This window comes from Nostoc sp. (assembly GCF_036917195.1).
Taxonomy (GTDB): Bacteria; Cyanobacteriota; Cyanobacteriia; order Cyanobacteriales; family Nostocaceae; genus Nostoc.
Window position 1 is genome coordinate 39,259 of the sequence record NZ_JBALDG010000018.1, and the last position, 20,829, is coordinate 60,087.

At 40.9% G+C, this 20,829-nt stretch carries 17 protein-coding genes; 8 read left to right on the top strand and 9 right to left on the bottom strand.

The features are described from left to right. Positions 1-468 precede the first annotated feature (468 nt). Together V7K40_RS05670 and V7K40_RS05675 are read left to right on the top strand one after the other, a co-directional pair. Positions 469-1,365 carry an alpha/beta hydrolase gene (locus V7K40_RS05670; protein ID WP_334957511.1) on the top strand — a complete coding sequence of 299 codons (897 nt, stop codon included), beginning with the start codon at positions 469-471 and terminating at the stop codon, positions 1,363-1,365. Positions 1,366-2,085: 720 nt separating this feature from the next. Further along, the gene (locus V7K40_RS05675; RefSeq protein WP_334957513.1) at positions 2,086-4,020 is read left to right on the top strand and encodes a hypothetical protein; all 1,935 of its coding nucleotides are present in this window, start codon (positions 2,086-2,088) and stop codon (positions 4,018-4,020) included. A 2-nt stretch (positions 4,021-4,022) separates the two neighbouring features. Here the strand turns inward: V7K40_RS05675 and V7K40_RS05680 are convergent, their stop codons facing one another. Next, complete coding sequence (locus tag V7K40_RS05680) at positions 4,023-4,610, bottom strand: Uma2 family endonuclease (protein ID WP_334957515.1); 588 nt, start codon at positions 4,608-4,610, stop codon at positions 4,023-4,025. Positions 4,611-5,216: 606 nt separating this feature from the next. On the opposite strand from V7K40_RS05680, the gene V7K40_RS05685 reads away from it, so the two are divergent. From V7K40_RS05685 to V7K40_RS05700, 4 genes are all read left to right on the top strand, one after another. Beyond that, the gene (locus V7K40_RS05685) at positions 5,217-6,335 is read left to right on the top strand and encodes an AAA family ATPase (protein WP_334957517.1); all 1,119 of its coding nucleotides are present in this window, start codon (positions 5,217-5,219) and stop codon (positions 6,333-6,335) included. A 2-nt stretch (positions 6,336-6,337) separates the two neighbouring features. Then, positions 6,338-6,823, top strand: a complete 486-nt coding sequence (locus V7K40_RS05690) for a hypothetical protein (protein WP_334957519.1) — start codon at positions 6,338-6,340, stop codon at positions 6,821-6,823. 509 nt (positions 6,824-7,332) lie between these two features. Next, positions 7,333-8,796 carry an efflux RND transporter periplasmic adaptor subunit gene (locus tag V7K40_RS05695; RefSeq protein WP_334957521.1) on the top strand — a complete coding sequence of 488 codons (1,464 nt, stop codon included), beginning with the start codon at positions 7,333-7,335 and terminating at the stop codon, positions 8,794-8,796. Positions 8,797-8,885: 89 nt separating this feature from the next. Then, positions 8,886-10,103, top strand: a complete 1,218-nt coding sequence (locus V7K40_RS05700) for an ABC transporter permease (RefSeq protein ID WP_334957523.1) — start codon at positions 8,886-8,888, stop codon at positions 10,101-10,103. 502 nt (positions 10,104-10,605) lie between these two features. Here V7K40_RS05700 and V7K40_RS05705 read toward each other — a convergent pair. The 7 genes from V7K40_RS05705 to V7K40_RS05735 form a co-directional block, all read right to left on the bottom strand. Next, positions 10,606-11,943 carry an LLM class flavin-dependent oxidoreductase gene (locus V7K40_RS05705; RefSeq protein ID WP_334957525.1) on the bottom strand — a complete coding sequence of 446 codons (1,338 nt, stop codon included), beginning with the start codon at positions 11,941-11,943 and terminating at the stop codon, positions 10,606-10,608. 684 nt (positions 11,944-12,627) lie between these two features. Next, entirely contained in the window at positions 12,628-13,230 is a 603-nt protein-coding gene (locus V7K40_RS05710; protein ID WP_334957527.1) for a hypothetical protein, read from the bottom strand. A gap of 45 nt (positions 13,231-13,275) precedes the next feature. Next, on the bottom strand, positions 13,276-14,298 hold the full coding sequence (locus V7K40_RS05715) for a glucokinase (RefSeq protein WP_334957529.1): 1,023 nt from the start codon (positions 14,296-14,298) through the stop codon (positions 13,276-13,278). An 84-nt stretch (positions 14,299-14,382) separates the two neighbouring features. Beyond that, positions 14,383-15,030, bottom strand: coding sequence for a histidine phosphatase family protein (locus V7K40_RS05720; RefSeq protein ID WP_334957531.1), 648 nt, complete (start codon positions 15,028-15,030; stop codon positions 14,383-14,385). A 156-nt stretch (positions 15,031-15,186) separates the two neighbouring features. Then, positions 15,187-16,230 (bottom strand): endonuclease NucS domain-containing protein, encoded by a 1,044-nt coding sequence (locus tag V7K40_RS05725; protein WP_334957533.1) that lies wholly within the window; start codon positions 16,228-16,230, stop codon positions 15,187-15,189. 80 nt (positions 16,231-16,310) lie between these two features. Further along, positions 16,311-16,874, bottom strand: a complete 564-nt coding sequence (locus V7K40_RS05730; RefSeq protein WP_334957535.1) for a Uma2 family endonuclease — start codon at positions 16,872-16,874, stop codon at positions 16,311-16,313. A gap of 33 nt (positions 16,875-16,907) precedes the next feature. Then, positions 16,908-17,639 (bottom strand): ABC transporter ATP-binding protein, encoded by a 732-nt coding sequence (locus tag V7K40_RS05735; RefSeq protein WP_334957537.1) that lies wholly within the window; start codon positions 17,637-17,639, stop codon positions 16,908-16,910. Between the two features lie 501 nt (positions 17,640-18,140). Here V7K40_RS05735 and V7K40_RS05740 point away from each other — a divergent pair. Together V7K40_RS05740 and V7K40_RS05745 are read left to right on the top strand one after the other, a co-directional pair. After that, positions 18,141-18,980 carry an Rpn family recombination-promoting nuclease/putative transposase gene (locus V7K40_RS05740; RefSeq protein ID WP_334957539.1) on the top strand — a complete coding sequence of 280 codons (840 nt, stop codon included), beginning with the start codon at positions 18,141-18,143 and terminating at the stop codon, positions 18,978-18,980. Positions 18,981-19,289: 309 nt separating this feature from the next. Then, on the top strand, positions 19,290-19,469 hold the full coding sequence (locus V7K40_RS05745) for a high light inducible protein (RefSeq protein ID WP_273763134.1): 180 nt from the start codon (positions 19,290-19,292) through the stop codon (positions 19,467-19,469). 85 nt (positions 19,470-19,554) lie between these two features. Here the strand turns inward: V7K40_RS05745 and V7K40_RS05750 are convergent, their stop codons facing one another. Beyond that, positions 19,555-20,622, bottom strand: coding sequence for a hypothetical protein (locus tag V7K40_RS05750; protein ID WP_334957541.1), 1,068 nt, complete (start codon positions 20,620-20,622; stop codon positions 19,555-19,557). Positions 20,623-20,829 lie beyond the last annotated feature (207 nt).

The following is a 20,829-nucleotide window of genomic DNA, read 5'->3' on the forward strand; positions in this document are numbered from 1 at the left end:
GACTGACAAAAAATAAATTATCCAAAATTATTTGTACATTTGTAGGGGATCTTGACCTTGCGCCCCTACGATGGGATGTTTTTTAACTGGAAGTCCCTAACTGGACGCAAGAAAGTAGCTTCTAAAAATCCGCTTTTAGGCGCTCCCATTAAGATTAGTTAGCCCTGAATAGGTTGTAATATCAAGTTCGGGTGATTAATTATAATAAAATCTATCAATGTATGTTGGGTTGTAGCAAGATCCCCGTAGGGGTACGCCAGTCAAACCCAACAAATACTTCTTGTTAATGTTGGGTTACCCTGCGGGAAGCCCCTTTGGGTCTACGTTCCTCAAACGCCACTTACTAAAGAGCAAGAACGCCAAGGGCGAACAAGTCGGGAAACCCTCTTGGGCGCAGTGGCTCCCCAACCTACAGATATTATATATGTTACTTATGCCAATAATCACTACATTCAACAAAAAATACTTATGTTTCAACCAATAGGATTTGAACAACGCTCCATAAATACCTCACTAGGTAGAATGGTATATTATACTGCCGCTGGGTCACCTTGGCAGGACAATGTAACTGCCAAAGATGATCGGGAAACTTTGGTGTTCCTGCACGGCTTTGGTGGTGGATCTTCTGCTTATGAGTGGTCAAAAGTTTATCCGGCTTTTGCCACTGAATATCGGATTATTGCGCCAGATTTGATCGGTTGGGGTAGGTCTGAGCATCCGGCACAGAGTTATAAAATTGAGGATTATTTGACCACAATTCGGGAGTTTTTCGAGCAGACTTGTACTGGACCAGTAACAGCGATCGCTTCTTCTTTGACCGCAGGATTTACAATTCGAGTAGCAGCAGCTCATCCAGATTTATTCAAGTCTTTAATTCTCACTACCCCCTCAGGACTTTCCGACTTTGGCGAAGACTACTCCAATAGTTTTTTTGCTCAATTAGTCAGCGTTCCCCTTGTTGACCGTTTACTTTACAGCACTGGAATCGCAACCGATGGTGGTATTCGCAGCTTCTTAGAGCAACGGCAATTTGCTCAGTCTAATCGAGTGTACCAAGAAATTGTAGATGCTTATTTACAATCCGCCCAACAGCCTAATGCTGAGTATGCAGCACTGTCCTTTGTCCGTGGCGATTTATGCTTTGATTTATCCCTTTACATTCAACAGTTAATTACTCCCACCGCCATTATTTGGGGACAAAGGTCGGAATTTACAGGTCCCTCAATTGGTCGCCGCCTTGCCGAAATTAATCCCCAAGCGATCCGATTTTTTCAACAGTTGGAAGATGTGGGGTTAACACCGCAGTTAGAATTGCCAGCAGTGACAATTGGGTTAATTCGCAAATTTTTGCCTTTACTTAATTAGTGGTTTGTTCACTAATTAAAGCCCCATCTAATTTACTAAATTTTGCCTTGTTTGCTGATATAATCTCAACCATAATTGTGTACCTAGACTTTGGATTGTCGAGGCTTAATAAATTAAATTAAGGGCGTTGCTGAATCATATTTTGATTTTGTAACGCCCTTAATTTAAGCTTAAACTTTTTTATAACATACTTATGTATACTGCAAAAATACTAAAAATATAAATAATTCAGTTATTATTAGTGCTAATAAACCAAGTCGTGGGTTATTAATTATAGGGTTCTCCTAATTAGGCGATCGCACACAATCAAATTTCGGTTATCTACAATGCAACCGCACCTGGAGGATAATCAAGTACTTAGTTAATCAAATATATTTTGGATTAAAAAAATACTACTTAAAAAGGCTTCTTGATTTTATTGTTTAATTGGCCAGCTGCGATCGCTATAGCCAAGCTAGTGCGTCTACCTTAGAAGACGGGTTTCCTTTATCTGATGACTGGCGTCCGGTGCTGACTTAAAGCAACTGGCGGATGAATTCTATTCGCCAGGACTGGGCATATTTTTACACTCATTGAGATGCTACCAGGTCAAGTTCAAGACAAATGGTTTCATTATAGTATTCAAAATCACTATACTATCCAACCTGACTTGATAAATTGCTAATTACACAAACAAATAAAATAAGGCATAGCAAACTTATCTAGCAGGTAGATTATCTGATGACTATTCCAGAGTCAATTAAAAAATTTATCACATGGATACAAGGTTTTGACCATCAAATTTTACGAAATGAAGATGATGTAAAAGAAAAGTTAATTTTGCCAATGTTTCACTATCTCTGCTATCCAGATAAATGTCATCGTGAATACCCTTTACAAACATCTAAGTCAGTAGAGTACGGCAAAAATCCAGAAATTGCTCATATTTATTATACAACAGATAATATTAAGCAACAAAATACAGATACCTCACTGATTTTTATTAAAGTAATAGAACCGTATAAAAATAAATTTTATGACGCTATTGAGCAAGCTAAATTTTATAGTATTCATTTTAATCCACTATTTTTTATAGTTACTAACGGATATCAAATAAAAGTTTTTAAACGCCTACGTTACCATAAGGAAGAGTCGATATTTGATATAAATATAAATATACTTAAAAATATTGAGATTGCCTCAAAGTTTTATAATCAAATCAATTTTGATTGGGTTAAAAATATTGATAAAAATACACCCAGTATTTTAACTTATACTAAATATAACTTAATAGAAAGATTTATCAGACGCTATCCAGATTTACAGGATGTTTTAGAACAATGTGATTTTGAACCTTCCACTACGAGAGAAGGCTATCGCTTAATTGTTGTGAAAACGAAAGTAGCGATTGCATGTAATTTACCCAAAGCATTTGGAGAGGGTAATTGTGAAATAGAGTTCAGCAGCATCATTTTAAGAGGTCTAAAAATTTACTTAAATCATCAAGATATTTTAGGTCAATTAATGATTGGATTGCACACCCAGCCAGATTGGGGATGTCGTCGGTTTTTTAAACAGTTAGATAAAAATACTTTTGAGGTATATTTAGGTCAAACAACTCTAATCTTATCAGAGTTAGAAGCAGTAGATTTGTGTTTGTGTATTGATGGAGTTTGCCAAGAATATAAAAATTTAATAATTGAATTTGAAAATACTTTAGAAACATGGAATTTTGAATTCGTCAAATTTTCAGAAAGTCGCGGTTTTATCCTTTTTTCTGTAAAACAAGAATTATGGGAGTTAATGCAGCAGTTTGCTAATGAATTTGATTATACTAAAGGCAAGTCAGAATGGCATCTATTCCATAGAGTATATATATCAATTCGAGTCAGTCGTGGAATTCGCGATCATACATTTATCTTACCCAAAATTGATAAAAATTTATATTTATTGCTTAATAATCAAATCAACATAATCTATGAGCTAAATGATGTTAATTTACAATCTATTGATACAGATAAATTAACCTTATTGCGGCAAGATATTGGAGTCCGGGGAACCTGGACAGCTAGATATACCAAACAGTGGTTATTAGAGAAATATCTTCCAAAAGTTATTAATTATTACTCAGGAAAGTCTCAACTATCTGAAGCTGAATTGTTAGCTAAAATAACAAATTACACAAGTGACCGTGCGCTTATTAAAGAAATTGATCATCTCAGAGATTTAGTACCTTATCTTCGCGATATACAATCTTGGCTACATATATATGTAGAAAATATTCCTGCTTCGTTCTTGAAACCATATTACCAAGCCTATACAAATTTGGTGCGTAATACTGATTCGTCTATAATAGGTATAGACTATATTATCGGAAATTTGCATAGGATTGAGTGGAAAAATACGCAAGAAGAAATTCCTCACAATTCCAGAGACTGGAAAAACTTAACTTTTAAACATGCTATGGATTGCTTAGATCAGCAAGTAGCAAGAATAAATAATTGTAAATACGAGAATAGTTTAAAGGCAGATTTAATAACTCGCACATTTATTTGGATTATACAAAATGGAAAAATCTCTTTCTCGCAAGCTCAATTAAATGCTGCTAAACAGGCTTTGCTACCACTTTGGGAACAAAGTCGCTTTGAAATGCGCCATGTGTATCCTAATCGATAAAGCTACATAATCTGCTGTAAATGCAACACAAATCCAGGTAGGACATTTTCTCCTGATAAACTAGCAGGATTGTCTAATATCTCTACATCTTTACCTGGACGATAAATTTCTACTCGCTTGTTTTTCCGGTCAATTAACCAGCCTAATTGAGCGCCATTTTCGATATACTCCTGCATTTTATCCTGCAATTCTTTCAAGGAATCAGTACGAGAACGCAACTCTACTACAAAATCAGGACAAATTGGGGCAAATTTTTCTTGTTGTTCTGGGGTTAAAGCATTCCAACGCTCAATTTTCACCCAAGAAACATCAGGAGAACGTTCTGCACCATTGGGAAGGGTGAAGCCAGTTGAAGAGTCAAAACCTTTGCCTAATTTAGTCTGTTTATTCCAGATTCCTAATTCAACAACCAGATCAAAATTACGGTTGCCAGTATCACTACCTGTAGGTGGCATAATTAATAATTCCCCTGATGCTGTACGTTCAAATCGATAATCGCGGTTTTTCTGACACATCTGGAAAAATTGCTCATCTGTCAAGTCGATTTTCAATTTGAGTGTAGAAGGTAAAGTGGTTGTTGTGGCGTCCATAAGCTATCCTGAGCATCTTACTTTCTAGTTTAGTAGTGTGTGGTGTGCGATCGCTGCCAGGAGATGATGGCGATCGCACACTACACAACTTGCAACAAAACGTAAGGTACGAACAAACAGAGGCGTAGTAGAAGTGATGGAATTACATAAATAATTATTGGCAAAAAGTCAATTTCCAGATATATAGCAATCCTAGATCATTTATGATAAAACACCATACTCATTGAGCTTAGGGAAGTCAAAAATTTTACAATGGATTGATAACTCAAATAATGCCTTGACTATTGCTATAACAGCCTGATTTCCTCCAAATAGGACACAAAGACCAAGGGCGATAAAAACCGCGATCGGTGGCATGGGAGACTTATGGTTGGAAAAGAGTTCGTCTTTACGACTTTCCAAACAACCTCTAAACTGTTAAGTTCATCAACTCCCATTTCTTGAGGATAGCGTTTGTTATGAAAGTAAATGTAATCTAATATGTAGCTAATCCCTCTGTCGAGCAGCAAAGCACCCGAATTCTCAGGACGTTCATGGCAATGCTTATTCACTACTTAGGCAGATGAAAAAGTTCTTTCACTTTCCACTTCTCGGAATGGTTTTTCTATGCTCCAAAGACTATATATACACAACTTCAGATGCCTAGAAAACTTTCAACTGCCCATAAAGGGAATGTCATCTGCTCTCTTGATTGGAAAAAACGGTTCAGGTAAATCAAGTATTGCCTCTGCATTAGAGCTACTTCAGTGCATTGGTCGAGGCATTAATAGAATGCGGGAACTTGAAAAGCTTAAACTTATTAGCCCGAAAGATTTTGCTCGTGGAAGGTCTGATGTTCCGATCCGCTTTGAAATAGAAGTATTACTTGACAATAAATTATACAAATATATCCTTGCCTTGGAGTTGCCAGAAAAATTTAAAGAGCTTCGAGTTTCTGAAGAGCAACTGCTAGTTTCAGGAGATCCAATCTACTCTCGAAAAGAAGCCCAAGTCACTCTTCACAAAAGTTCACAAAATCGTGAGGCTCAGTTTTTGGTAGATTGGCATCTTGTTGCCCTTCCAGTAATTCAGGAGCAATCAGAGACTGATCCACTTCATATTTTCAAGACTTGGCTTGCTCGCATGATCATTTTAGCCCCAATCCCAAAGTTTATGACAGGAGAGTCCAACGGCGACACTTTGGAGCCAAAACGGGATGGTTCAAACTTTGGGGAGTGGTTTTCTGGGTTACTCAGTCGCTATCCTGCCGCCTACACACAGGTTGTCCAATATCTCGGTGAAGTGATGCCTGATATTAAGGACTTTCTGAATGAACTAATCGGCAAAGACTCCAAAAGCATGATTGTTCGGTTTGATGAAAATAATGCAAATCTGAGTGTTGATTTTGAAGCCTTATCCGAGGGTGAAAAATGTTTTTTTCTTTGCGCTGTTGTCTTAGCTGCAAACAAATCATACGGCCCTCTTTTTTGCTTCTGGGACGAGCCTGACAACTATCTCTCCTTGTCAGAGGTTGGACATTTTATAGCATCACTGCGACGCTCATTTAAGAATAGTGGACAAATTTTGATGACTTCGCATGATGAGGAAGCAATCCGAAAGTTTTCAAATGAAAATACCTTTGTACTTGATCGAAAAAGCCACTTGGAGCCAACTTCAGTCAGATTGCTCAGTGATATGTCTGTTCAAGGTGATCTTGTAGATGCCTTGATTCGTGGCGATATATAACTATGAGCAGTAATAAGCATAGACCGCACATTCTTGTGTTGCCAGAAGACGATGCTAATCGCCAGATTGCGAACGGATTTATTCTTGATTTAAACCTCAATAGCCGTGCTATTCAAGTCCTACCAGAGGTTCGTGGTTGGATAGACGTTGTGGAGAAATTCACGAATGATTATGCCTCTACAATGCGACAATATCCATACAGAATGATTGCTTTGCTGATTGATTTTGATGAGCATGAAGATAGATTGAGTTATGTAAAGGCTCAGATTCCAGATGATTTAGAAAATAGAGTATTTGTTCTGGGAGTGTTATCTGAACCAGAGAGGTTAAGGAGAGATATTAACAAGGATTTTGAAAATATCGGAGAAGCTCTTGCAAAAGATTGCTCCGATAACACGAATGAATTGTGGGGACACGAGCTTCTCAAACACAATAAGACTGAGTTAGATCGGATGATTTCATCTGTCAAACCATTTCTGTTTAATTAAAGTAGATATCAGGCACTTTAGAAGTTGCCAATAAGACTACTAAATTGTGCTTAAGAGGGATTTATCCAAGCAGTATGTTAGAGGGCGATGCCAGTTTTGGCTGTAGAAGCAACTTAAATATTACAGGCATTTTGCGATCGCTATTCTCTTGCCAAAAATGTGGCAATTAAAAGCAAGCTACGGGTTGGCAACAAAGCCAGAGATTAAAAAGATATGGGTAACGACAAAGGCTGAAGCTTGGGTATAAATTAAGTGCAACCTCACTTATAGTCCGTCTGCTGGCAACGTTTCACCTAACAATGTGGTAAAAGTCACCCATTTAGGTGAAGACATACAGACATATAATACCTATTATGAAGTAAGATTAAGCAACATGAAGCTAATTATGCGTCTAGTTGTTAGTTCACTAATTAAAGATTTAATCCAAAAATTTTAACAACTCCGCATTCCTGCACTTGTCCTTTTATTACAGGCTACTCCCATAAAGCAAGATTTATAGGCTTCTAGATATGGCTACGCACATACAAATTCCTGATTTTGGCAAACTTAAGTATCCATTCCGCTGGCTGATGGGGCTGATAGCAGGGAGTGCCTTGGTTATTGGTATCACAACTTACACCTTGGTAAATCAAGGGACAAAAGAAGACATTGCTCAATTAACTGTGCCAGTGGCAGCGAAAAACGTCACCTTGAGGATTACAGCTAGTGGTAAAATCGTGCCAGTTCAGAGCGTAAATATTAGTCCGAAGAACCCTGGAGTGCTATCGCAATTATATGTACAACAAGGCGATCGCATTCAACAAGGGCAAATTCTCGCCCGCATGGATAGTGCCAGCATTGAGGCCCAAAGAAGCCAGTACCGGGCTAACTTAGCCCAAAGTCAAGCACAACTAGCCGAAGCCGTTGCTGGTAGTCGTCCTCAAGAAATCGCTCAAGCAAAGGCGCGGTTAGCACAAGCTCAAGCCCAGCTAGCCCAAGCTCGGTCTGGTAATCGTCCCCAAGAGATTGCTCAATCTCAATCCCAAGTGGATGCGGCTCAAGCAAAAGCGAATTACACCAGTGGACAGGTAAAGCGTTATCAATACTTGTACCAACAGGGAGCAGAGAATAAACAATTACTCGATCAAGCCATCAGTGAAGACAAAAGTGCTAAAGCCAGTCTAGAAGAAGCTAAAAAACGGTTCTCATTAGTCCAAACTGGCACTCGAACTGAGGAAATCGACCAACGCCAAGCAGCTGTTACCGAAGCACGGGCAGCATTGGTACTGTTGCAAGATGGCACCCGTCCTGAGGAAGTTGTCCAGCGCCAAGCAGCTGTTGCAGCTGCTGAGGCTCAATTGAAAGGTGTGCAAGTGCAGTTGGAAGATACAATTATTCGCGCTCCTCTTTCGGGAATTGTGACGCAAAAGTATTCCGATCCAGGTGCGTTTGTCACACCCACAACTTCTGCTTCTACTAGTGCGTCGGCAACTTCCAGTTCAATTGTCGCCGTAGCACGCGGTTTAGAAGTATTAGCTCAAGTTCCCGAAGCCGATCTTGGCAGAATTAAACAGGGACAGCAGGTGGAAATTATCGCCGATGCTTATCCCGATCAAGTTTTTAAAGGTCATGTGCGCCTGATTGCTCCAGAAGCAGTGATAGAACAAGGTGTAACATCCTTCCAGGTGCGGGTTGCTCTTGATACTGGCACAGATAAACTGCGTTCTGGCTTAAATGTGGATCTGACTTTTGTGGGCGATCGCGTTAATAATGCCTTGGTATTACCAACGGTGTCAATCGTCACCGAAAAGGGTAAAACTGGCGTACTTGTACCAGATGTAAAGAATAAACCCCAGTTCCGCGAAATTACAGTTGGGGCGCAAATCCAAGACCAAACTCAGATTTTAGAGGGAGTAAAAGAAGGCGATCGCATTTTTGTCAACCCACCCAAAGATTACAAAATCGAAAAGGCCAAGGAACAAAATAATAAATAATTCCCTTAGCAAGAATATATTGTTTCAACAGGTTAACGCATAGAAAACCTCTGATTACAAGATTTTTGAAATTTTAATTACGAATTAGTATGAACCCCTTAGAAAGCCTTAAGATGGCGGGCAAAACCCTGCTGTCAAATAAGCTACGTAGCGCCCTCACCATGCTGGGTATAGTTATTGGCAACGCCTCAGTGATTGGCATGATTGGCATTGGCGAAGGTGGGCAAAAGTACGTGAATAAACAGCTGGAGTCATTAGGGCCAAATGTGCTGTTTATCCTGCCAGGTAATCGAGAAACTCAGCGTATCTCCTTTGAAGTGCCAAAAACTCTCGTGTTGCAAGATGCGGAAGCGATCGCCTCTCAGGTACCAACTGTAGTAGGAGTTGCTCCCGAATTAAACACAAGACAGGTAATTACATATCGCAACAGAAACACTGATGTCAACATTATTGGCACAACTCCCAGTTTTCTATCAGTGCGGGATTTTGAAACTGCTAAAGGCAGGTTTTTTAGCGAGGTAGACATCAAGCGAAGTAACCAAGTCGTTGTGCTAGGTGGAGACTTGGCAGAAAAACTATTCGGTAATAGTAACGCTATCGGTCAGCAATTGCGAGTTGGAAATACCAGCTTTCAAGTGATTGGGACGTTAATAGCCAAAGGTTCCAGCGTCGGAGCAGATTATGATAATGCTGCGGTAATACCGATTACAACCTCAGCAAACCGACTTGTGGGAAAGAATTCTCCCTATGGTATTGCTTTAGATTACCTCGTCGCTGCCGCTCGTGATTCAGATAGCGTGGATGCAGCAGAATTTCAAATTACTAATTTGCTGCGCCTCCGGCACAAAATTAATGGTGAAGATGACTTTACTCTTCGCTCTCAAAAAGATGCTTTGCAAACTGTCGGTCAAATCACAGGTGCATTGACAATTATGTTAGCAGCGATCGCAAGTATATCGCTGTTTGTCGGCGGCATTGGCATCATGAATATTATGCTTGTCTCCGTCACCGAACGCACCCAAGAAATTGGATTGAGAAAAGCGATCGGAGCAACAGAGCAAGATATTTTGCTACAGTTCATCATTGAGGCAGTAATAGTTTCAGCCGCTGGCGGTCTAGTTGGGACTGCGGTTGGCGTCAGTGGCATTCTATTAGTGGGAGCGTTGACTCCCTTAGAAGCAGCACTTTCTCCAACAGCGATTATTATGGCAGTTGGTGTTTCTGGTGGTATTGGTTTATTCTTTGGCGTTGTTCCTGCACGTCGCGCTGCTAAACTTGACCCGATTGTGGCGTTAAGAAGTGCTTAGTGATGGGGATTAGACATCTCCATAAATTAAGGATGCGTTACCTGAAACCCTTGTAGAAACCTTACATGTAACGTCTCTACAAAAGTTTTCACTTCTATATCTAATGCGATCGCATTCCCCCATAATTAGCAACTGGGTTAGTAGTGTAAAACTAACCCACACCCATATTCAGCTTGCGATCACTGTTCTGCACACTACCGGGACAATGTTGTAGGGTAGATTATCTTTGTCTATATCTGTATCAATAATCACTTCTTCAGCTTCTACACGAACATTCGTGAACGTAGTCGTTCCCGTGTCGGTCAGCCGTTACCCGAAGCCGTCCCAGTCGTCCACCAGCTCAATCCCCTCGCGTTTGGTCGGGAGGAGTGCCGTAACTACGGTGTCATCAGGTGACAACAGATGCACGAAGATCAAGTCTGCATAAAGGCTGCCAGTGCTGTAATATTTCTTCTTGTTGAGACGATAACCGCCGTTATCCGGTATCAATTTTGTATGAATATCACACTATTGCCGGCTGGAAGAAGCGGTTAGCAGGGCGGGCAAGTCCCAGATTTTCGCGCAAGGTCTTGCCCTCATACTCCCGGCGAAAGATTCCACGCCGTTGGAGTTCTGGGATAACCTTATCTACGAAATCGTTCAGCCCTTCAGGCAGGAAAGGGAACATGACATTGAAGCCGTCAGACCCTTGCTCAATCAGCCATTGCTCCATGTCATCGACGATGGTTTGGGGTGTGCCGACAAACGCAAGGCCCCCGTAACTGCCGATGCGTTGAGCCAGCTGTCGAATGGTCAAGTGATCGCGTTGCGCCATCGCTATCACTCGTTCTCGCGAACTCTGTCCGGCGTTAGTCTGCGGGATTTCAGGCAATAGTCCATCCGGATCGAACCCTGAAACGTCGTAGCCAAGTGCGCTATTCAGGCTGGCAATCCCGCTCTCATAATGCACTAGGCTGTCCAAATGTTCACGCTTGGCGATCGCCTGTGCAACAGTTTCACCCACGATCACCAAGACACCTGGAAGAATTTTGATGCTTTCTGGGTCACGTCCGATCGCCCGGGCGCGACCTTTAATATCAGCAAAGAGGATCTTGCCTGCCTCCAGATTACCAGCAGGTGCAAACACGACCTCGGCGGTTTCGGCAGCCAGTTGACGACCCGCTTCCGAGGCTCCCGCTTGAACGATCACCGGCCAGCCCTGGACAGGTCTGGCGATATTCAATGGCCCCCGCACCGAGAGATGTTTTCCCTGATGACCCAGAACGTGAATTTTTGCGGGATCGAAATAAATCCCTGATTCCACGTCCCGGATGAACGCATCGTCAGCAAAGGAATCCCAAAGACCCGTTACAACATCATAGAATTCCCTAGCCCGCGCGTAGCGTTCGTCATGCTCTACCTCCTCTGACAAGCCAAAGTTGAGTGATGCGTCCGGATTGGATGTGGTGACGATGTTCCAGCCGGCGCGGCCGCCACTGATATGGTCGAGAGACGCGAAGCGGCGAGCGATGTGGTAAGGCTCGTCATAGGTTGTGGAAGCGGTGGCTACCAGCCCGATGTGTTCGGTGACGCTGGCGAGGGCAGAAAGCAGGGTGAAAGGCTCAAAGGAGGTGACAGTGTGGCTGCGCTTCAGCGCGTTAAGCGGCATATTCAGCACCGCTAAGTGATCGGCCATGAAGAATGCGTCAAACTTGCCCTGCTCTAGTTTCTGGATGAATCGTTTCAGCGCGGGGAAGTTGAAATTGGCATCAGGTAAAGCCCCTGGATAGCGCCAAGCACCAGTATGTATACTTACAGGGCGCATGAAAGCACCTAATTTCAATTGCTTTGATCCGCTCATTAGTCCTCCGTAACAATCATAAAATCATTACCCGCCTCTTGTAAAAAACCTAAATCAGTCTGGGTCGCCACACAGAACCAGAGTGAACCACCTGGAAAGCAATCATAAACTCAGCTTCCCCAGAAGAACGTGACCAATGCGATCGCCTGTATCCCGTAGTGTGGCTCAGACATAGCTTTAAAGAACTTTTTAACTACGATGTTTGAGTTTGTTTAGATAATTTACGTGCTTTGCTTCAAATACGGTAAATCAATCGTATTAGTGTAGTATTATCTTGATAAGATTTGCACAAATTGAGTTAAAAAACAAGTATTAATTCATAATACCTTCTCTAAAAGCCTATGCCCTATAAGGAGAAAGGGTTTTGCTAATTAGCAAAGATAGTGGTATATGTACATATTTATTTAGATAATCTAAAAACTTAAGTGTCCTGGATGCAGAATTTCTCACACGATCGCGCCTCCTCCGGCTCAGGGGTCACGTCAATTTCGTAGCGACAAGACAATTCAGTCTTGCGCTGCTGTTGTCGTTCCGTTTTCGTTTTCGCACGCTTATCTTGCAGCTTTTTGAGTTCGATGAACCTCTTTCAGACTTGAACTAAAGTTCAAGTCTATCCCTCTTTGACGGGCGAGAGGGACAGTTTTGCGTAGTAAAACCTTTTAAAGGTCTTTTGATTAAGTTATTTCACTTTTTCAAAACTACATGGAAAGAATTTAAATATCCCGTAATGGTTTTAGCTAATGTCTTCTGCTGTTTTTTTGTAGTTATTGCCATTACTTGATATAGTCTTCCTTCGGCAACATACATTCTACTTTTAGTGATTTTCCCTCCAGAATTGATGTACTCAATTTCTTTGCCAGGATGATTATTGGAACTACGAATATTTCGTTGACTAATTAAATTACTTTTCGTAGTCTTTAAAGCCATATCCCGTGCATTATTAAGTACAGTTTGGGGGTCAGCCATTTGACCGTAACTATAAGGAAAATCATTATAAGTAACTACATATGCTACTTGCTGTTTTGGTGGTTGAGCGACAAATATTTCTAAGTTAATTTCCCCCATGTAAGTTTTTTGGTATTGGGTATTTCTGTTGGGGCTTCCCGGCATCAAAATAGAAAAGCGCCCATCTGGAGCGGTGAATAACTTCCATTGTGGCTGTGCGGGTTGAGAAACGGTTGGTTTGACAACAGCCGCCAAAGGTTTGGTTTGACGCGCCTCCACGAGAACAGATCCACCGCAAACAAAGGTGGCGGCGATTAATGGCAACAGACTTTTAACTGTCATATTTTTTGCCTTTATAGATGCTGATATCACTGATGATGCTAGCTGTTATAACCCAGCAGCACGTAAAGCAGCACCAATTAGTCCCACTTGCGGGTTGAGGATAATATACACGGGTATCTCTTCAAGGAGACGGCGCATCCTGCCTTTTTGGGTGAAATTTAATAAGAAACTGCTGTCTTGCATTAAGGGTAGGATTTTGGGCGCAATTCCACCAGCGACGTATAAGCCACCGTAAGGTAAGAGTTTAAGGGCAAGATTTCCGGCTTCTGCACCATAAGCCTCTATAAATAATTGCAAAGTTTGTTCACAGAGGCGATCGCGTTTTTCTAGTGCAGCTGTACCAATGACAGCACCAGCATCGATTTTCTCTTCCTGTCCGGCTTGTTGTTCCCAAGTTCTGACGATTTGGGCGATGTCTGGTGATTCGTGGGCAATTTTGCGATCGCGCAAAAATTGGTAAATTGAGACAATTCCCATTCCAGAAACTACGCGTTCTACAGAAATGCGTTGGATATCATGTTTATTCAGCAGGTATTTTAACAATTGAAACTCGATCTCGTTTCGGGGAGCAAAATCAGTGTGTCCACCTTCTGAGGAAAAGACTTGATAGTAGTTTCCCTGCTTAATTAAAAATCCTTGCCCTAAGCCGGTACCAGCACCAATAATGGCAATGGGGGCTTCGGGTTGAGATTTGCCAACCTGCAACGTCAGCAAGTCTTGTTTTTGTAAACCTAAAATGCCATAGCCAACGGCGGCGAAGTCGTTAATCAAAGAAATTTGTGGGATACCCAATTCTTGTTCTAGACGTTCGGTATCCAAAAACCAGGCTAAATTGGTCAGCTTGGCAGTATTTTTGACAATCGGGCCTGCGATCGCAAAACAAGCCTTTTGTGGTAGAGATGTGTTAGCTTTGACCAAAAACTTCTGCACTATCGGTACTAAATCGGGAAAATCGCCACTGTGGAAACTCTCCTGATAAATAGGATCTGAACTTGGTGAGTCTGATGTTTCAACCAATCGCAGAATAGTTTTCGTCCCGCCGATGTCTCCTGCTAGTAACAAAGTCATAGAATTTATTCGTGAATTAATTACTTTTTTTGTAGGATATACCCAACCTCGCAGAAGCCATGAACGCAAATCCCTATCAGAGATTTAAGCAAATCGAATAACTTCTTCTATGTGGGTTAAATGGGAAGTATCTCCCTTTAGTTCTAATAACCATTCTGGATCTTCGCGTACCACTTTTACCAGGGAACATAAAGAAGCTTTAACTTCTGTTATGGCAATTTCCCCCACTAGCCCCATTGCTCCCCCCAACACAGATGCACCATGTGCTACTAGCAGGATATTGTCTGGAAGGAATTCAGTAGCTAAACATCTAGCAGTTTGTCCAGAACGTTCTCGCACTTTTTCGCGAGTTTCAGGATAATTGGCGGCAATGCGCGAAGTATAGCTGGTGTCAATCCTGGGGAATAACTCTGCTAATGCTGGAGTTGAGAGTCTTTCGGGTTCTTCTGTCATCCAAACTGGATTTAGCCATTCACTCAAACCTGTTTCCAATTTGATCGGTAAGTTAAGCACTTCTGCAACTGCGTTTGCCGTTTGTACAGTTCGCAGGAAAGGAGAAGCGAAAATATGGGCAATATTTTCTCCTTTAAATCGTTTAGCTAACTGCTGTGCCTGCACCATACCATCATCAGACAAAGGTGGATCGTAACGTCGTTCGGCGGTGAGAAACCAATCAGGGTTTACGAAGTCGAGGCGGTTAGCGTGTCTTGCTATCCAGACTATTTGACTCATGGGTTTAATTATTCCGGTGAATAGAATTCGCCGCTAAACAAATATATAGATATCTGCAAGGAGGGCTGCAAATATTAATATATGACAAAAATCGTAATAATTTGTAATAATATAAACTATTTGGAAAACTTATTAGTAACGTCAGTGTAGTTTTACTTAAAGCCTTTTTAGCCAAATCTCTAAAGCAATATCGACTAGCTCATTCAAAGTTTTTCGAGATTTAATAGCATTTTGATAATCTTGATGTCGTCTTTTGTCTTCGTTGATGTATTCCGTTTCACTCACTTCCTTGCTACCTATTTTGTACCTTATACCTCTTGAATGACTCCATAATATTTTCATTTCAACTCCCCTTTTACGCTGTTTTTCTGTTTTACTAATTGCTTTTGTGCGGATTCCTTTTGGTACATGGTCTTCAATTAAAGTATAATATTCCCAATCTGTCCAAATTTTCATTCTCCCAATCCTTTTACCATCAGAAGAGTTTAAAGGCAACCATATAAATAACACTGGCTGTCCTTTGCTATCGGAACAAATTTCAGCACAAAAACAACTTGTTGCTTTTCCATATTTAATGCTTCCAGGCACAGAAATTTCTTGCATACGTCTATCAAATAGCAGAATTTTATGCTGAATATTTATTAACTGTTCTTGTTGCTGATGATTACAAAAACTCAAAATTTTAGAAAATGCTTTTGGTTGCTGAGGAAGATCCTCAATAGAAATATTTTTTTGTTGGTAATGAATTTCTAACTCTGAAACTTTTTGATTATCAATATCTCTTAAATGTATGTAAAATCTTTCATCATCTGTAAAAATTTCAAAGCGTAAAAATTGAATAGACAAACAGTTATACTTTCTATCTGTAAAATTATCTCGATGAAAATTAGGCTTAATTACTATCAAGCTAATAGGTTGTTCATAGTCTACCTCTTCCTGGAAGGGTTTATTCTTTAGTAAAGCTTCATAATATCGAGTTAGTTGCTGAACAATATATCTATCTTCACCGTTTTTCAATTCCAGCACTACTAACTGTTTCTTGTCATTCAAGGCCAAAATATCACAAATTTGACCTTTAACATAATATTGTCGCTTTAGGGGAATTAATCCGAAAAGTTCCTTTAAATTCGCCCAGACAAAATCTTCTAAATCAGCTTCAGTCGCAAATTTCCAACTATTACCCGTTTTTATTAAATTCACGAAATCCATTATCTCGCTCTGACTTCAGTAAATTACTACCTTTAGTATTCCCAAAGCCAGATATGAATTTATACAGATGTTTACAACTTCAACCACCCAAATAGTTGCCCCACAGTTAACTGAAAATCGCTAAATAAATCTGGAACTGGTAATATTTCTTGTTCTTCTTGTAAAAGTTCCGGTTGCTGCTTTGATGGATAGACTAAAACAGAACGCTCATCTGGATCAATCAGCCAACCGAAGCGACTACCATGCTTTAGACAATGTAAAATATTTCCGGTTACTTTAGTCTGGCTTTGATCCGGCGAAAGAATCTCAATTGTCCAGTCTGGATATGTCTTGAAGACATTAGCGACATCTCCACGCTCATCTAAGGGAATCCGTTCCCAAGCAAACACTGCTACATCTGGCACAATTGAACGTCCGCCAAAAGTACACCGCAATTCTGGAAATGCAAGGGCAACTCTTTCAGGTTTGGCTACAAAATTGATATTACTGACTAGTTCACCCTGAAGAATACTATGTTTTCCCTGTGGCATTGGTTTTTGAATAATTTGACCGTTGATGTATTCTGAGCTAGGTTTTGTTTCTGGTAGTTTCAAAAACTCTTCTAAAGTTAAGGGTTTAACTGGTGATTTTACCATGTGTTTGTACCTCCAAATTTTTCATTTAATTAATTACCCTAAATAAGCTTTTTTCACTCGCTCATCACTAATTAATTCTGATGCTGCCCCTGTTAAAGTGATAGAACCAGCTTCTAGAACATATCCTCTATCGGCAATTTGTAGGGCAAGATTAGCGTTTTGTTCAACTAACAGAATAGTCACCCCTGTAGCCCGGAGATTTTCAATAATAGTGAAGATTTCCCGGACGATCGCAGGTGCTAAACCTAAGCTAGGCTCATCTAAAAGTAAGAGTTGTGGTTTACTCATTACAGCCCGAGCGATCGCTAACATTTGTTGTTCACCACCGCTGAGGGTTCCTGCTAGTTGATCACGTCTTTGTGATAATCGCGGAAATAGCTCAAACTGGTGCTGAATATCTGCTTTTATCTCTGTTTGATTAGAGCGAATATAAGCACCCAAAAGTAAGTTATCAAACACTGTTTGCCGTGCTAATACTCTGCGTCCTTCTGGACAGTGAGCAATACCAAGTTGTACAACTTCGTGAGTTTGTCGGCGGGTAATATTATGTCCATTATAGATAATCACACCACTCTTAGGATTAACTATTTTCGATATGGTGCGGAGTGTAGTAGTTTTACCAGCACCATTAGCACCAATTAGAGTCACTACCTCGCCTTTTTTAATAATTAAATTAATCTTGTTTAAAGCTTGAATACCACCATAATTAACATCAAGTTCTTGAACTTCTAAAATTGTATAATTAGGTCTAATATCGGCGTTCATTGGCGGTTTATATCCAGAAATGTTGATTCAAAACCTAACACACATCAATCATACATTTCCTAAAACAGTGCGACGCCGATAGCGAGTCTTGTCTGCGACACGCTCTTGCGTTCGAGCGTCATAGCCTGTTGTAGTCGGGAGCATCTCACCTTTGCAAATATACCTGGCGATTAGAAATCGCAGCTACACAAACTTTCGTCCGCCTACGCAAACTCAAGGAATTTGAAACCCATAAAGGTAGGTAAAGTCTCGTATAGCCAAGCCAGTGCGCCCTTCTCCCAAGGGGAGACGCCAAGAGCGATGCGGTTATTCGACTTGTCCCTTGCGCGTGTCCCTTAGGAGAAGCAACTGACGCGCGAATTCTATTCGCCAGGACAGGCGTGTTTTTCGACTCATTGAAATGCTCCTGTTATAGTCATTGCTTCAACTTAAAAAATAACGCCAGAATACTGCAATTATTGTGATATACCATTAATTACTGATAAGCATATCAAGCGTCCTGTGACAAAAGCAGCAGATATTGGTAGCAAGCGACTAATTAATTTAGCTCCCGATGCATGGGTACAGTGGGTGACACAGTGTCCTGAAGTTGTGGCAAAAGAAATTCTCGGCTCTGAGTTTCACTGGATTAGCCGCGAAACAGATGTGTTGGTGAAAGCATACAGTGCCACTCACGGAGATTTTTTAGTACTAAATGAACTACAACTACGTTACACAACACAGATGCCTCAACGGATGAGAGCCTATGCAGCGCTAGCACAAGAACGCTATCGATTGCCAACTTACCCAGTACTGATCAACATTTTGCCGCCTCCATCCACCTTAACTATTGTCAATAGTTACGAGCAGGAATTTTTGGGATTACGTGCCATCCAAGATTATCGCGTGATTAATTTGTGGGAAATCGATGCTGAAATAGTGTTTGAGCAACCACTACCATCGTTGTTACCCTTTGTGCCAATCCTGCGAGGGGGAGGAGAGGTATCAGTTGTGCAACGCGCACTACAGGCGCTAAGAGCAGATGCACAGTTGAACCAATTAGAATCATTGCTGGCGTTTTTTGCTAGCTTTGTTTTAGACACGCCTTTAGTGCAACAAATCATGAGGTGGGATATGGTAGAATTGCGAGAATCGCCTTGGTATCACGAGATTGAGCAAAGAGGTATTCAAGAGGGCGCGCGACGGCAGTTAATCCGAGTATTGGAACAACGCTTTGGCGAAATTTCCCATGAGGTAGAAGTAAGGCTTGAGGGCAAGAATGTGGAACAATTAGAAACTTTAATGGATAGCGCGATCGCTGTGAGTTCTTTAGAAGAATTTCTCACAATTATATCTGTCTAAATTATTCTAAATCTTCAAGGGAATTGGACATGCCATCGCTCAATTCAAACACTGATTGCCCTCTAGCGGGACTTAAAACTGCACTGAAACTGTTCCCAAAATTGTAAATGGTGCGGCTGTAGCTGGGCAAACAACTGGACTTCACGTTTGCGCGATCGCGCAAACCTGTTCTGATAAAATTACGTACCCGTAATATACACTTGCTAACTGAGGTTTTTATTGAGTTTATGTTGCAATTACGTAAAATTATGTTACATTACTTTACATGCAGTTATAACTGTTACAACATAAAAGCTCAGAGTGTTATTTATGGCAAACGTTAAGAAGACTACGCCTTCGGTTTCAGAAGATCCTAATGCTTTGCGTTGGGGCTTCACTCCTCAAAGCGAAAACTGGAACGGTCGTTTTGCAATGATTGGTTTTTTATCTGCCGTTTTACTTGAAGTGTTTTCTGGTCAAGGGATTTTACACTTCTGGGGCATTCTATAGATTTAAACGTTTTTACCTTCATTAAATAATCAGGCAAGGCAGCGATTCGTAAAATCGTCTGCCTTTGCTTTATGAGAGAATTCTGTTACCGTGATGAGCGAAATATTACACGACCTGGGGATTCTTCCTGATTAATTCGCGCATATACTCGAAGACAAGTTAATACTTCGCCAGGAATACCGCCACAGTCTAGTTGTAAGTCATCTTTGGATGAAGCACAGATATCCGCATAAAGTCCCGATAATTGGCGAATCCGCACTTCATAACCTGCTTTAATTGTTTCATCAGCGACTTTCTTTAGGATGCGTCGTGATTCATGTTGTAGTTTTCCCCACCAAGAATAGCGTTCAGCCGGAGGTACAAATACTAGGGAATGTATAGCCTCGTCCATGTCAATCCAAGTACGGAGAATTGACAGAGGATCAGTGTTTTCCTCTGCTTTTTGGGTGCGTTGCAAGCGATCGCTTAAAGCATCAATATATTGATGGCGCTGTTCTGGTTTGGAGTGTAAGGAAATGACATCGAAGCTAAAAACGCTCTTTAAAGCATGGTGTAAATCGGGGTCAATTTCGATAAAATTCATATATAAAAATAGGAATGCCGCTAGTAAATCAGATGCATTACCTTGGGTAATTTTAGAGTTTAAAAGTATTTGTTGAGATAAGCCCAATCCCTGAGTCTGAACAGTACCACTAAGTCCAGGGTAGATAATTTCATCACGGATAAAGGGAAGTTGATAGAGATTAGAATTATTTGCGATCGCACCAACTTTTTGAGCTAAATCCAAGGTGCGCTGTCGCCAAGTTGCAGCCAAATCCTCTGGGACTCGCAGCAGCTTACGTTGAATTTCATTCCACAAATCAGAGTCCGTTGTGCTTTGCAGTTGGGAATTACCCAGATAATAACTAAGTTCTAAGTCAGAATCGAAAGCTTCGCGGAGGTGACTTAGTTTTAAATCATCTGATTTTGGGGGTGTAGGTTGCAATATGCGATGAAGTTCTTGCAGCACTTCATCGCATATTTTAGATCCTGGATCTAGCGGAAATTCTGTGCGGGCCTGATTTAAACTAGCCTCTAGTCCATACAAACTAAACCGCAGTAACTGGGCTAATTCTGAGTTTTCTATCTCTAATAATTGACGCAAGTGCTGCATGAATATCACCTCCAAATATTTTTGTAGCGAACTAAATTTGGCAAAACTCTGCGTTCCTTTGCGTTTAAAAACATTAATTTTTCAATGCACAGGAGCATAGAAGTTTAATGCATTTGCATGAGGCTATCATTACTAGCCCTTTCAAGGTGACTCCGAAAATCTCTTTTTTCTCTCTGCGCTACGGGCAGTTTGCTCAAGTCGGGAAAC

Bases quoted from the DNA above. Each gene is read 5' to 3' on its own strand.
- V7K40_RS05670 (WP_334957511.1), top strand. From the start codon at position 469: ATGTTTCAACCAATAGGATTTGAACAACGCTCCATAAATACCTCACTA.
- V7K40_RS05675 (WP_334957513.1), top strand. From the start codon at position 2,086: ATGACTATTCCAGAGTCAATTAAAAAATTTATCACATGGATACAAGGT.
- V7K40_RS05680 (WP_334957515.1), bottom strand. From the start codon at position 4,610: ATGGACGCCACAACAACCACTTTACCTTCTACACTCAAATTGAAAATC.
- V7K40_RS05685 (WP_334957517.1), top strand. From the start codon at position 5,217: ATGCTCCAAAGACTATATATACACAACTTCAGATGCCTAGAAAACTTT.
- V7K40_RS05690 (WP_334957519.1), top strand. From the start codon at position 6,338: ATGAGCAGTAATAAGCATAGACCGCACATTCTTGTGTTGCCAGAAGAC.
- V7K40_RS05695 (WP_334957521.1), top strand. From the start codon at position 7,333: ATGGCTACGCACATACAAATTCCTGATTTTGGCAAACTTAAGTATCCA.
- V7K40_RS05700 (WP_334957523.1), top strand. From the start codon at position 8,886: ATGAACCCCTTAGAAAGCCTTAAGATGGCGGGCAAAACCCTGCTGTCA.
- V7K40_RS05705 (WP_334957525.1), bottom strand. From the start codon at position 11,943: ATGAGCGGATCAAAGCAATTGAAATTAGGTGCTTTCATGCGCCCTGTA.
- V7K40_RS05710 (WP_334957527.1), bottom strand. From the start codon at position 13,230: ATGACAGTTAAAAGTCTGTTGCCATTAATCGCCGCCACCTTTGTTTGC.
- V7K40_RS05715 (WP_334957529.1), bottom strand. From the start codon at position 14,298: ATGACTTTGTTACTAGCAGGAGACATCGGCGGGACGAAAACTATTCTG.
- V7K40_RS05720 (WP_334957531.1), bottom strand. From the start codon at position 15,030: ATGAGTCAAATAGTCTGGATAGCAAGACACGCTAACCGCCTCGACTTC.
- V7K40_RS05730 (WP_334957535.1), bottom strand. From the start codon at position 16,874: ATGGTAAAATCACCAGTTAAACCCTTAACTTTAGAAGAGTTTTTGAAA.
- V7K40_RS05735 (WP_334957537.1), bottom strand. From the start codon at position 17,639: ATGAACGCCGATATTAGACCTAATTATACAATTTTAGAAGTTCAAGAA.
- V7K40_RS05745 (WP_273763134.1), top strand. From the start codon at position 19,290: ATGGCAAACGTTAAGAAGACTACGCCTTCGGTTTCAGAAGATCCTAAT.
- V7K40_RS05750 (WP_334957541.1), bottom strand. From the start codon at position 20,622: ATGCAGCACTTGCGTCAATTATTAGAGATAGAAAACTCAGAATTAGCC.